A 13,364-nucleotide genomic window follows, 5' to 3' on the forward strand; every position below is an offset into this window, starting at 1 on the left:
TCTCGTGTTCCTGAATGTGGCTGTATTTTCTGGGCATAGCAAAGACCTCCTGTAGTAGTTTTATTCTACCACAGGAGGCCTTCTTTTTTCACTGTCTACTTTTACTGGAGCAGTTCAGTCCGGTTAGACGATCCTGCCGCTTTCATTATTTATAAAGGAGATGGAAACTTATGAGTGAAAAACTGGACCACATGAAAGACCAAAAGGAAAAAGCTGAACAGAAGCTCCGTTACTACCAGCACCAGGAGAAAATGCTGGAGCGCCGGATACCGGAGCTGACCCGCAAGGCCCGCACCCATCGTCTCTGTACGCGCGGCGGGATGCTGGAAAGTTTTCTGATTTGCCCCGGAGAGCTGACTGACGACCAGGTGATGGAGCTACTGAAACTCTCGTTCCGTCAACAAGAGGTTGTGCTGGCCCTGGCTAAGATGATTCACGATTTGCAAGAAGCCCGGGACGTTCCAACCCTATTGTAATAGGGCGCAATTATACACCGTTCCGGTGAAATTGCGGTCTTGCAGACGGCTTGATGCAATCGGTCTGGCGTTCCGTTCGCCATCCCGATTCCATCCCAAGGAAAACTGCATTTTCCTTGCGCTGCTCCGCAGCTATCCTTTTGCAGCTCCCGCCAAGAGCCGAAGCGCACCCCTCGTTTGCAGATACCTGTGTCAAAAGGAGATTTTTATGTTTATAAGTGACCCAAACAGATAAATTCTAATAAAAGAAATCGTAAATGCTGCCAGCGAGCATACTTTTTACTGTGAGGACAAACATAACATCAACTATAACGAAGTCACACGCTTTGTAAATTGCGTCCACAAGACCATTTAGGGGCAGGCAGGTGGGGTCACGAGGCCGACTTTACCACACGGTGATAAACAGCCAAAGAGATCAAAGCGGTCAAGGTCTCCGCGACCCAAAATGCATGCCATACGCCCACAGGCCCAAAGAACCGGCTGAGCACAAATGCCGCCGGTATGATGATGAGAGCGTAGCGGCACAGGGAGATGATAAGCGATTCAGCTCCCTTACCCAGTCCCTCCAGCGCGCCGGACGAGGTGACCGAAAACGCCGAGACGACAAAACCCATGCTGATGATTCGCAGCGCGGACGCACCGACGGTAACCGTGTCCGGGTTTTGGGTAAACAATCCCATCAGCACGCCGGGCACCGCCAGACAGACGAGCATGCCCGCAGCCATGATTCCACCGCACATGCACAGCACGATGCGGTAAATCTGCTGGACCCGCCTGTATTCACCCGCGCCGTAGTTGTAGCCGACCAATGGTCGCATCCCCTGTACGATGCCGTTGGCGGGCAGGTAGAGGAAGGTCTGAAGTTTGTAGTAAATGCCGAGCACCAGCACATATACCTCCGACCAGGCGGCGAGTATCACGTTTAGTGCCGAGATAAGGAAGGATGGCAGCGCGAGGTTGAGCGCCGCCGGAATGCCGATGGAATATAGCCGGCCAATCATCGTCAGCTCCGGCCCCAGCAGCTCCCTGCGGATGCGCACCCGGGGCGGCCGCACTGCATAAATGACCAGGTAAATAACAAGGGTCAGCACCTGACCGATACCAGTGGCTAGCGCCGCACCGCGGATGCCCATGGCCGGAAATGGCCCGATGCCAAAGATCAGCAGCGGGTCCAAGACAATGTTGGTGAGGCAGCCGCACAACATACTGACCATTGTCACCTGCATGCTGCCGACGGCCTGAAAGAGCTTTTCAAACGAGACGCCGAAGAGGATAGCAGGCGTAAAGGCAAACGCAATCGTGGAATACTGCACGCCCAAGGCTTGGATGGCCGCAGATGAGGTGAACATCCGCAAAAAGGATGGCATGACTGCGAGCGAACCCACGGTCATCAGTACGCTGTGCACAGCGGCCATCAGCAGGCCCTGGGTGGCGGCTTGGTCGGCCGCGCGCTGCTCCTGCGCGCCGAGGTGCAGGGCAATGACTGCGTTGATGCCAATGCCAAAGCCGATGCCTACAGCATTGATCAGGTTCTGCACCGGGTAGACCAATGAGAGGGCAGTCATGGCATCCTCGCTGATGCGGGCAACGAAAAAGCTGTCTACAATGTTGTACAGCGAGTTGACCAGCATCGACAGCACCATAGGCAGGGCCATAGAGAGCAACAGCGGCAGCACGGGTTTTTCTTTCATGAAAGTGTCATTCATTGAATTCTCCTCAAATAGATAAAGTATGGAAGTTCAGGCCTCCGCGGGGTGTAGGGACCGCTGCTTTTTCTGAAAGCGGCGCATCAAAAGAACTGCTGCGAGAAAGGTAGTCACCTCAGCCACTGGGAAGGACAGCCAGATGCCGATGATGCCAAGCTGACGTTCCAACAGCCACATTACCGGTACCAGCAGCGCAAACTGGCGCATCATCTGCAACAGCATACTGACAAAGACCTGCTCCGTGGCCTGCAGATAGGTAGAGACCATTGTGGAAAGACCGCAAAATACATACCCCACGGCCATGATCCGCATGGCGGTGACACCATATTCCTGCATTTCCGCTGAGGCAGTGAACAGTCCCAGGATCTGTGCAGGGAAAACGGCAATCGCCGCCGTGCCAAGGGCCATCATCCATACGACCAGCAGTGTGCCGTCCCGGAAGGCCAGATTCAGCCGCCGTGAATTTCCAGCACCGTAACTGAAACGCATGATGGGTAGGCAGCCTTGTATCAGGCCGTTGACCGTCATCACGATCAACTGCTGGACCTTGAAATATGCGCCGAAGAACGCAATGGCCGTGGCGGAGTATGCAGCGAGAAACAAGTTGACGATCGTCACCATAAAGGCGCTCAGCGCGTTCATGATAAAGGACGGCAGACCCAGAGCAAACACACGCCGCACAGCGGTCCACTCCCAACAAAAGCCCTTTATGCGGATGCGAATCTTTTGCTTTGTGCACAGCAGCATGGCAAAGGCCAGCAGCATGGAGAGCGTGTAGCCGCCCACAGTGGCCACGGCAGCGCCGCGGATGCCCATGGTCGGGAAGGGGCCAATGCCAAAAATCAGCAGAGGATCAAAGATAAAATTAAATACAACACCCGCGATCTGGAACCACATGGGGCCGATCATATTGCCAGTGGCCTGGATCATCTTCTGGATGGCGATGTGCACCATGTTGGGGACCTGCATAAAGGCGCATACACTCATATAGGCAATGCTGAGAGAGTAAATAGAGGCGTCGCTGGTAAACGCCTTGAAATAGGCAGGCAAAATCAGAAATGCTGCCAGGTTGATGGCTGCGCCGACAGCGAACGAAAGCAAAAGTCCTAGGGTGACTGTATCATTGGCTTTTTCCTGTTTTTTCTGACCAAGATAACCTGAGATCAGAATATTGACACCTACACCGATCCAGATGGAAACGGCGTTCATCAGTGTGGTAAGCGGAAATGAAAGAGAGACTGCCGTGAGCGCGTCCTCACTCAGACGCGCCACAAATGCGCTGTCTGCCAGATTATAGGAATACTGCAAAAACATCGAAAACAGCGGCGGCAGAGACATCTGAAGCAGCAGACGGCCAATCGGCTCTGTTGCCATCCGGTTTTCGTTGGACATAAAAATCCTCCCCTCGATAAAAAGTCCCTCCGTCACGGGCGGCAAAGCCACGCGGAAGGAAAACAGATCAAAAACGCATGTATTTTTCTCCTTCAAACAAAAAAGCCACACACCCGCTCAAAGGCGCTTGAGCGAGTGTGTGGCGAAAAGGTGATCGAATCCAGAAAAATCCACGCAATTTTCAAAGAGAGTATAGCGATTGCAGGTCAGTCTGTCAAGAGGATGTTGAAATTTCACTTAGGAGCGAATGCTGCGGCGGGAACGAATCAGTTCCAACATATCATTTTTCATACTGTTCTTCTCCCTCACAAACAGAATACAACAACATACGAACTACTTCTGAAAATTCTCTCATAGTGAATACTGTGTGGCAACGAGTTAGGTTTTTGTCTGATTATCTTAAATAAATCAGCGCATCACCGTGATTTACATTGCCGGTGTGTACTGTCAGACCGGGGTAATCATCCGAGTTTGTTACAACGACCGGGGTAGTCACAGGCAAACCTTTGGAGCGGATGAAGTCCATATCAAACTCCAGCAGCAATTGACCGGCTTTAACCTTGTCGCCGGTTTTTACATGGGCGGTAAATCCTTGGCCGTTTAACCCCACTGTGTCCATACCAACATGGATCAAAAGGTCTGTATTCTCTGGTCCGCTCATGCCTATGGCATGCAGCGTTTCAAACAGATTTGTGATTTCTCCATCGCAAGGTGCATATACCCGTCCTTCTTCCGGTTCGATGACAACGCCCTGTCCCATCACCCCGGAATTGAACACCTCATCCTTACACTCGCTCAGCGGCTTTGCCTCGCCACGAATAGGGGCAACGATTACGTTTTTTGTCAGGCCATCTGCCCCTGCGGTCGGAGCATCAGAGCGCTCGTCCTGTAAAACAGGTGCTTTCTGTGCAGGTGTGGCATCTGTGCGCTTGCGGTCCGGTTCGTCTTTGTAGGTGAACCAGGTGATCACAAATGTAACAATGACGGCAATTACAGCAACTACGATACACACAAGCATGCTGTACAGCGGGTTTTCGCCCGGAGCTGGGTTGGGATTGATAAATGCCGGCCATGCAAACAGGCCTAAACCGCCGGAAAGATAGGACTTGACACCCAGCAGCCCGATCACTGCGCCGCCAATGCCAGAGACCACACAGGAAAGCAGGAAAGGCTTTTTCTTCGGCAGGGTAATACCGTAGATGGCCGGTTCACTGATTCCAAAGAAGGCCGAGATCATCGCAGGAATTGCAATACCGCGGGTCTTCGTGCTCTTGGTTTTAAGCACGACCGCTGCCAGGATACCGAACTCCGTCCAGGAACAGACGTTGTTGGGGGAGAGCACAATGTCATACCCCAGCGTACCGATGTTGGAATACATCAGCGGGATCAGACCCCAGTGCAGGCCAAACATGACCAGCACCTGCCAGAATGCGCCAACCAGAGCGCCCGCAACTGCGCCGCCGACGACCGGAAGATTAAAAATCAAGCCAAAGAACCACTGCAGCGCACCGCACAGCAGCGAGGAAACCGGGCCAACGACAAGGTAGGTCAGCGGCAACATAACGCAAACGGTGCAAAGTGGTACGAGAAAAAGCTTGACTGTGTCCGGGAAGATTTTGCGGAAGAACGGATACACCCATTTCGCCGTGACCAATGAGGCCAGCAGCACCGGCACCACAGAGCTGGGATAACCGGACGCGGGGAAGAAAACCGGTAATTTTAAAAAGGTTGTGGTGTAGCTCATCTCAAACGCTGTGCCGGCAAAAATCGTGCCAAGTGGACTGGAACCCTGCATGGCGACCATATTGGGGTAGACCAGCCCGACGCCGATTGCCATGCCGATGAACTCATCAAAGTTCAACTTTTTGGCGCAGGTATAGCCGAGAAAAATCGGCAAAAAGTAGAAAAATCCATCACCAAACGCATACAACACCTGATAGGTGCCCCAGCTGGGGTCCATCCATCCCATTGAGACACTGAAAGCCAGCAGGCCTTTGACGATGCCCGATGCACCCAGACAGCCCAGGATCGGCTGCATACAGCCGGAGATCACATCAATAAAACGGTTGAGCAGATTGGGTTTTGCGCCGCCTGCGCCCTCTCCCAGGGCGTTTCCGCTTTCATCTGCAAGGCCCTCTGCCAGTTGTTCCAGATGACCGACCGAGATGACTGCATCGTACACATCGCTCACCTGATTGCCAATAACCACCTGGTACTGGCCGCCTGCCTGAATAACCGTGACAATGCCGTCGGTTTCTTTCAGAACATCTGTGTTGGCTTTGCTCTCGTCCTTCAAATTGAAGCGCAGCCGGGTGACACAGTGCCGGATTCCTGTAATGTTGGACTTGCCACCGACATTTTGTAAAATAATGCGAGCAAGGCCATCATATTTACTTGCCATGATTTATCCTCCTTGGTCGTGCCCCTATTTCTCACGCCGCGGCGCGGCAGAATGCCCACCGTCAGTCCAAGTCTTCGCCGTTGGAGGCGATGACCTTTTTGTACCAGTAAAAACTGTCTTTGCGGCGGCGCTCCAATGTGCCGGAGCCGTCGTTCTGTTTGTCCACATAAATAAAGCCGTAGCGCTTTTTCATCTCGCCGGTGCCATTGGAAACGAGGTCGATGGGGCCCCACATCGTGTAGCCCAGCAGCGGCAGGCCGTCCTCCAGAACTGCTTTTTTCATCTCCTCGATATGTGCGCGCAGGTACGCGATACGGTACGGGTCGTGGATGGAGCCGTCCGGCTCCACCGTGTCGTTTGCGCCGAGGCCGTTTTCCACGATGAACAGCGGCTTGCGGTAGCGGTCGTAGAGGCTGTTCATCGTGATGCGCAGGCCCACTGGGTCGATCTGCCAGCCCCACTCGCTCTCGTCGAGGTAGGGGTTGTTCACAGTAGCAAACACCGCGTTGCCGCCCTGGCTCTGGTGTGCCAGCACCTCGGGGTCCGCAGAGGTGGTGCGAGAGGAATAGTAGCTGAAGGAGACAAAGTCCACTACACCCTCCTTCATGACCCGGCGGTCCTCCGCGGTGCAGTCGATGCGCACCCCCGCGCGCTCCATCCGCTTCAGCGCCCAGACGGGGTATTCGCCGTACACCTGCGCGTCAATCAGGAAGTAATTGTCCCGGTCCGCCTCCATCGCGGCCTGCACATCCAGCGGGTTGCAGGTGTACGGATAATACTGCCCGGCGGCCAGCATGCAGCCCACCATGCAGTCTGGCATGATTTCATGCGCCAGCTTGACTGCCTTGGCGCTTGCGACCAGTTCGTGGTGAGCCGCCGTGTACTTGATCTGCTCTGGGTTCTCTCCTTCCTCAAAATAAACGCCCGCACCAATGAATGGCATGTGCAGCAGCATATTGATCTCATTGAAGGTGAGCCAGTAGCGCACTGTGTTTTTGTAGCGGTTGAAGATCACGGCGCAGTATTTCAGGTAGGCATCGACCATGCGGCGGTCCTTCCAGCCGCCGTATTTGCGAATGAGGGCTATCGGAGTGTCAAAGTGACAAATTGTGACCAGTGGCTCGATGCCATATTTATGGCACTCGTCGAACACGCTGTCATAAAAGGCGAGACCCGCTTCGTTGGGGGTGTCGTCATCGCCGTTCGGGAGAATCCGGGTCCAGGCAATGGACATCCGGTAGCACTTGAAGCCCATCTCGCCGAACAGACGGATGTCCTCCTTGTAGTGGTGGTACAGGTCCACCGCTTCATGGGAAGGGTACTCGTGCGCGTCGTCGCACGTCAGCATCTTCATCCACCCGGACGCGACAGGGAAACGGTCCTCGCCAAACGGGACGACATCAACATTCGCAAGACCGCGGCCTCCTTCGTTGTAGCCGCCCTCACACTGATTGGCAGCGGTTGCGCCGCCCCAAAGAAAATTTGTGGGAAATTGGGCCATTGTTTTACCTCCTGTGATGATTTGTGGTTTCCATGAAAAACTTTTTTAAAAGCGCAGGAATGCGCTGATAAACGAAATCAGGACGCTATATTTGCTTCAAAAAACAGGACCGGCGATCTTATTTGAAAGAAGGCCGGTCCTGCTTCTGGCAGAAGTGCTCGCTGCACTTCTTGGCACCAGCGAATTCTCTTAAAGCATGGAATGTTTTTTGACCATTCCGGGTTGAGGGAGGGATCACAAACTGCTCTACCCTGCATGAGAACGGTATGTGCGATCAATCCGGTTAGTAAAAACGCTCTGCTGTCCTGCATCCAGCAGTAAAAAATAAAGAAGAAAAAAGAGAATTGCTGATGTGCCAGCTTCTGGCGTAAAATTCCCGCGGTATGCCCGCTGCTTCAAAGGCTTTGTCTGTAGTGACCAGAAGTAGAAACAAAGCAAAAATGAGGAAGGAAACGAACTTAAAAATTGTCGTAGAAATGCTATAAAAGCACAACATATTTATTTTTTATGGAAATTAAAGGGTACAAAAAAACCACACACCTAGACAAAACACGCCTAGGTGTGTGGCGAAAAGATGATCGAATCCAGAAAAATCCACGCAATTTTCAGTCACAGTATATCCACCAAAAGCCAGCCTGTCAAGAGGAATGTTGAAAATTTGACGTAAAATCTGGGTGTAGACAACTTTTCAGCCATCCGCGCCCGGCAGGAAATCACTTGCTCATTGGTGAACGCAAACATTTGCGCCTCGTACTCAGCGGTGCTCACGTCTTCGAGCTTTTCTGCGGCCTGCATCGCGATCTCCTGCAACGCGCCCCATACCAGGCAAAGCGCACCCAGTATGGAAAAGCAATGTCAATATAATGAAATTTCAAAAAGATTGTAAAATCACCTTGACAAACTTTGTCCTACGGTTAAATAAAAGGAATTTTAATGCTTTTTATTCATTTCCGGGTAAAGCTATTTTATATCGTAAAAACGGTTTCTGCAATATAAGCAATGGTTACATGACGGCGACCACAAGTATAGCTATATTATTGGGGCAGTTGCAAAACGAAAGTTGAGCAACAGCCCTTTTTTGTTTGGAGGTGAACGCTTTGCCCAACCCACACTTTGACATCACGATCACCCAACGCAGCAAGGGACAATCAGCTGTGGCAGGCGCAGCCTACCAGAGCGGGGAGAAGCTGTTTTCGGAATACGATCAGAAAACCAAAAACTACTCTGGCAAGCGCGGCATCCTGTATACGGAAATTATGCTGCCCTCCCATGCTCCGCCGGAATACGCTAACCGGGAAACCCTCTGGAACTCGGTGGAGGCAGCTGAAAAACAATGGAATGCCCAGCTGGCCCGGCGATTTGTACTGGCTCTGCCCAAAGAAGTTCCTCCGGAGCAGTACCCGCAGATGATCCGGGACTACTGCGAGAAACAGTTTGTTTCCAAAGGTATGATCGCCGACTTCGCCATCCATGACCCGGCCCCGCCCGGACACAATGTTCACTGCCATGTGATGCTGACTCTTCGAGCCATGGACGAACAGGGCAAGTGGCTCCCCAAGAGCCGGAAGGTGTACGACCTGGATGAAAACGGTGAACGCATCCGCTTGCCCTCCGGCAACTGGAAAAGCCATAAGGAAGATACCGTGGACTGGAACGACCAGAAGTATGCGGAGATTTGGCGGCAAGGCTGGGCCGATACCGTCAACCGTTACCTGGAAGCAGCGGAGCGGCCGGAGCGGCTTGACCTGCGTTCCTATGAGCGGCAGGGTCTGGACGTGATTCCCACCGTCCACATGGGGCCTGCGGTGGTTCAGATGGAGCGGCGAGGCATCCAGACCAACATCGGAAATCTCAACCGGGATATCAAGGCAGCCAACCAGATGCTGTCTGCCATTCGCAAAACCATTCGGAGTCTGTTGGATTGGATTGAAGAACTGGTCCAGGCTGAAAAGGAACTTCTGAAAGAGGAAGCAGTCGCCACAGACCTTGGGGTGCTCCTCAATGATTACTTGAATCAGCGGAAAGCAGAACGGAGCGATTGGTCTTGGTCCGGCCAACAGAAGGGCGACCTGAAGGATTTGAAGGATGTAGCAAGGGCTGTTGTTTATCTCCAACAGCATAAGATTGCAACCCTGGAGCAGTTGAACACCGTCCTGTCTGGCATCAAGCAGAAAGCCAGCCAGGCCAGTACCGGTATGAGAAAGGCCGAAAAGCGGATGAAGGACATTGCCGGGATTCAGAGCGCGGTCGCGGTTTGCCAGGAACAGATGCCCGTCCATGATAAGTACCTGAAGATCGGCTGGAAGAAGCGGCAGGCCGCATTTGCCGAGAGCCACCAGGAGGAGCTGAAAGCCTACAACAAAGCTTACCGCTATTTGAAAGCACAGCACATTGACCTGAACGTAAATCTGGATGCCCTAGAGGCAGAGTACAGCAAGCTGCAAGCGGATCACGCAGCCTTTGCCCGGCAGCTGGAACAGGTGCAGGCAGAGTTGAAGCCGCTGAACGAAATCCGCTACTGGGTCAGTCAGGTTTTGGGACCGGAACAGGTAGAAGCACTGGACAAGGTAGAAGGCAAACAGTCGGTGGTAGAGCAGCTTCGCCAGGCCGGAGAGCAAAACCAAAAACAGGACAGGGCACCTCAGAAGGAACAAGAACAGAAGATGGAACTGTAGAGCATCCGGCTTTGGAAAGAAGTCGGATGCCTTTTTAGGATTTATATGGAGGAATTAAATGGATAATATGAATCTGCCCAACAAGAACGCACCCATTATCAAGCGTACCATCAATGGTCAGGAATTTACCGTACTGATTCATTTTCAAGACGGGTGCCGGGAAAGCGCACAGGAAAAAGTCAAAAGAATGTTGCGTTCTGATGTGCAAAATGCCGAAATTTCTGTATGATTCGTAGAAAGTATTAAATTACTGTTGACATTCAGTTACTGGCAAGACCGCGAAGTCGATCCTTATTTCCTGCGGTGCCCGGTTGGCTCCCTTCGATATTGCCGAACTGCGGGAAATTACCGCCTATGACGAGCTGGAACTGGACACCTTGGGTGACCAAAAAACGGCACTGTTCCTGATTATGTCCGACACAGACAGCACCTTCAACTTCCTGATCTCTATGGTTTACACCCAGCTGTTCAACCTGTTGTGCGAAAAGGCAGATGACGTGTATGGTGGGCGGCTGCCGGTCCATGTGCGCTGCCTGATCGACGAGTGTGCCAACATTGGCCAGATTCCCAACCTGGAGAAGCTGGTGGCCACCATCCGCAGCCGGGAAATCTCGGCCTGCCTGGTGCTGCAGGCACAGTCTCAGCTCAAAGCACTGTACAAAGACAACGCCGATACCATCATTGGCAACATGGACAGTCAGGTCTTTCTGGGCGGTTCGGAGAACACAACCCTCGAGGAACTGGCCGCAGCACTAGGAAAAGAGACGATCGACCTTGTGCGCCCAGATAGGGTGTTGAACAAAGTAGTGTAAGGCACTACCCCGTAAGATAACGCGGGAAACAACCTGCCTAACCGAAAGGTGAAAACCGACACGGGAACAGAGCACGGCAGGAAAGCAGTAAGTCATCTAAAGATACCTTGATGCGACTGAACTGCAATGTTAAGTGGATATGAGGCTTAAGTTGGGTTTACTGAACGCAAGTTTCTAATTTCTGTTATCGGTCAGACGGAGGAAAGTATCTGCAACCTCTGCACATTGACGATTGATTATACAGGTCAACCAATCGGTTATCGAGATCAATGTGCAATCTGTAGGAGAACCTATGGCAAGGAAACGAAAGCGGAGACCGACAATCCACATTTGCCTATGCTCAATGCTAACTGGGGATACCCTAAACAGGAACGCCAATCAAAGGAGGTGAAAATCTGGCTATGGCTGTAGAGCCTGAAAATTCTGCATGGGTACGGAACGCTCATAGTAGTCTGAGAGGGGTAACACTCCTTACATGGCGAAGGGGCGTAGTTATTGTGTACTAAAAGGTAAGTTGATTAGGGAGGAAATCCTCAAAATGCAGCCAACAACTGAAATTTTAGCAAGAATCAGTAGAAACTCACTCGCAAACAAAGAAAAAGTTTTCACACGACTGTATCGCTACCTGTTGAGGCCGGACCTGTATTTTCTGGCATACCAAAATCTGTATGCCAACAGTGGGGCTGCAACAAAGGGTGCAAACGAAGACACGGCAGACGGATTCAGCGAAACTAAAATTGCAAAGATCATCCAAAAGCTTGCTGATGAAACCTACCAGCCTATGCCTGTTAGAAGAACCTATATCCAGAAAAGAATAATCCTAAGAAGAAGCGGCCTCTTGGAATTCCAACATTCACAGACAAGCTGGTACAGGAAGTTCTGCAAATGGTTCTTGAAGCAGTATATGAACCTGTCTTTTTGCCGGTTTCCCATGGATTCAGACCCAAAAGAAGCTGCCATACCGCACTGAAGTCCTTAAAAATGGAATTCAACGGTATGCGGTGGTTTGTAGAGGGAGACATCAAGGGATGCTTTGATAACATTGACCACGACGTTCTTGTAGAATTGATTCACAGCAAAATCAAGGATGCCCGGATTATAAAGTTAATTTACAAATTTCTGAAAGCCGGATATCTGGAGGATTGGAAATACCACAAAACCTACAGTGGTACTCCGCAAGGCGGCATTATATCACCGCTCCTTGCCAACATCTACCTGCATGAGCTGGATAAGTTTGTAATGAGACTGAAACGTGAATTTGACACCCATGGACAAGAGCCAATTAGAACGGAATACCGCTTGCTAAGCAATGAAATTCAAAAACTTTCCTATCACATCAATAGATGCACGGGCGCTGAACGGGAGAGATTGCTTTCGGAATACAACGAAAAGCGGAAGCTCATGCTGAAAATGCCCTGTACGGCCCAAACAAAAAAGTGTATCAAGTATATTCGATATGCTGATGACTTTATTCTCGGTGTGAAAGGAAGCCAAGCGGACTGCCAGTGGATCAAAAGCCGACTTTCTGAATTCATTCGTGAAACTCTGAAAATGGAGCTCAGTGAAGAGAAGACGCTTATTACTCACAGCAGTAAAAGTGCGAGATTTCTGGGCTACGATATCCGAGTTCGCAGAAGCAGCACTATCAAGCGCGGCGGACCTGGGAAAAAGACAAAACGCACTCTTAACAACTCTTGTGAATTGGCCATTCCGTTCGAGGATAAGATTCACAAGTTTATCTTTGCAAATCAAATTGCGATACAGAAGCCAGATGGGAAGCTCATGCCATTCCATCGTAAATCTCTTTTGCGACTCACAGATTTGGAAATCGTCTCAGCCTACAATGCAGAATTACGAGGAATCTGTAACTACTATGGGATAGCCAGCAATTTCTATAAGTTGTGTTACCTGTCCTATCTCATGGAATACAGCTGTCTTAAAACACTGGCAAATAAGCACAAATGCACCATATCCAAAGTCATTGACAGGTTCAAAGACAAAAAAGGAAAATGGGGTATTCCTTATGAAACTAAAAAAGGAATGAAGCGGTGTTACTTTGCCGACTACTCTGCCTGCAAAGGGAAAGTGAATCCAACAGATCTCGTATGCAATGCAGCAATTGAATACGGATATTCCAGAACCGCCCTCGAACGGCGGTTAGTCGTAAAAATCTGTGAGCTATGCGGTACCACTGAAAGCGATTGCTATGAAGTTCACCATGTAAACAAGATCAAAAACCTTAAAGGCAAAAAACATGGGAAATTATGATGATCGCAAAGCGACGTAAAACTTTGGTTGTTTGTAAGAAATGTCATATTGCAATTCACAATCAGTGAGCTGCTACTGAACGAACGATAACAGAGCCGGATACATGGAGATGTGTAAGTCCGGTTCCCGGAGA

The 13,364-nt window shown here is 51.0% G+C and carries 8 protein-coding genes and 2 pseudogenes; 5 read left to right on the forward strand and 5 right to left on the reverse strand.

Translation table 11 applies throughout. The features are described 5' to 3' along the window. Window positions 1-170 precede the first annotated feature (170 nt). Complete coding sequence (locus B5G28_RS09660; RefSeq protein WP_087248232.1) at window positions 171-476, forward strand: DUF3847 domain-containing protein; 306 nt, start codon at window positions 171-173, stop codon at window positions 474-476. Between the two features lie 371 nt (window positions 477-847). On the opposite strand, the gene B5G28_RS09665 is transcribed toward B5G28_RS09660, so the two are convergent. From B5G28_RS09665 to B5G28_RS09685, 5 genes are all read right to left on the reverse strand, one after another. After that, a complete protein-coding gene (locus B5G28_RS09665) occupies window positions 848-2,182 on the reverse strand; it encodes an MATE family efflux transporter (RefSeq protein ID WP_087248234.1) in 1,335 nt (444 codons plus the stop codon). A gap of 33 nt (window positions 2,183-2,215) precedes the next feature. Continuing rightward, window positions 2,216-3,574 (reverse strand): MATE family efflux transporter, encoded by a 1,359-nt coding sequence (locus B5G28_RS09670; protein WP_087248236.1) that lies wholly within the window; start codon window positions 3,572-3,574, stop codon window positions 2,216-2,218. Window positions 3,575-3,968: 394 nt separating this feature from the next. Then, window positions 3,969-5,975, reverse strand: coding sequence for a beta-glucoside-specific PTS transporter subunit IIABC (locus B5G28_RS09675; protein ID WP_087248238.1), 2,007 nt, complete (start codon window positions 5,973-5,975; stop codon window positions 3,969-3,971). Window positions 5,976-6,036: 61 nt separating this feature from the next. Next, window positions 6,037-7,476 (reverse strand): 6-phospho-beta-glucosidase, encoded by a 1,440-nt coding sequence (locus B5G28_RS09680; RefSeq protein WP_087248240.1) that lies wholly within the window; start codon window positions 7,474-7,476, stop codon window positions 6,037-6,039. 609 nt (window positions 7,477-8,085) lie between these two features. Next, entirely contained in the window at window positions 8,086-8,271 is a 186-nt protein-coding gene (locus tag B5G28_RS09685; RefSeq protein WP_087248242.1) for a hypothetical protein, read from the reverse strand. Between the two features lie 302 nt (window positions 8,272-8,573). Here B5G28_RS09685 and mobQ point away from each other — a divergent pair, with 302 nt between their 5' ends. From mobQ to B5G28_RS09705, 4 genes and pseudogenes are all read left to right on the forward strand, one after another. Then, window positions 8,574-10,151 carry a MobQ family relaxase gene (gene mobQ, locus B5G28_RS09690; RefSeq protein WP_087248244.1) on the forward strand — a complete coding sequence of 526 codons (1,578 nt, stop codon included), beginning with the start codon at window positions 8,574-8,576 and terminating at the stop codon, window positions 10,149-10,151. 58 nt (window positions 10,152-10,209) lie between these two features. Next, window positions 10,210-10,380: a transposon-encoded TnpW family protein gene (locus B5G28_RS09695; RefSeq protein WP_087248246.1), complete on the forward strand. Its 171-nt coding sequence runs from the start codon at window positions 10,210-10,212 to the stop codon at window positions 10,378-10,380. Between the two features lie 40 nt (window positions 10,381-10,420). Then, window positions 10,421-10,924 (forward strand): annotated as a pseudogene (locus tag B5G28_RS09700) (TraG/TraD/VirD4 family protein); the annotation flags it as partial. Window positions 10,925-11,501: 577 nt separating this feature from the next. Next, window positions 11,502-13,299 (forward strand): annotated as a pseudogene (locus tag B5G28_RS09705) (reverse transcriptase domain-containing protein). Window positions 13,300-13,364 lie beyond the last annotated feature (65 nt).

The organism is Faecalibacterium sp. An77, from assembly GCF_002161315.1.
Classification (GTDB): domain Bacteria; phylum Bacillota; class Clostridia; order Oscillospirales; family Ruminococcaceae; genus Faecalibacterium.

Coding starts and splice junctions, on each gene's coding strand:
- B5G28_RS09660 (WP_087248232.1), top strand. CDS start 171: ATGAGTGAAAAACTGGACCACATGAAAGACCAAAAGGAAAAAGCTGAA.
- B5G28_RS09665 (WP_087248234.1), bottom strand. CDS start 2,182: ATGAATGACACTTTCATGAAAGAAAAACCCGTGCTGCCGCTGTTGCTC.
- B5G28_RS09670 (WP_087248236.1), bottom strand. CDS start 3,574: ATGTCCAACGAAAACCGGATGGCAACAGAGCCGATTGGCCGTCTGCTG.
- B5G28_RS09675 (WP_087248238.1), bottom strand. CDS start 5,975: ATGGCAAGTAAATATGATGGCCTTGCTCGCATTATTTTACAAAATGTC.
- B5G28_RS09680 (WP_087248240.1), bottom strand. CDS start 7,476: ATGGCCCAATTTCCCACAAATTTTCTTTGGGGCGGCGCAACCGCTGCC.
- B5G28_RS09685 (WP_087248242.1), bottom strand. CDS start 8,271: ATGCAGGCCGCAGAAAAGCTCGAAGACGTGAGCACCGCTGAGTACGAG.
- B5G28_RS09695 (WP_087248246.1), top strand. CDS start 10,210: ATGGATAATATGAATCTGCCCAACAAGAACGCACCCATTATCAAGCGT.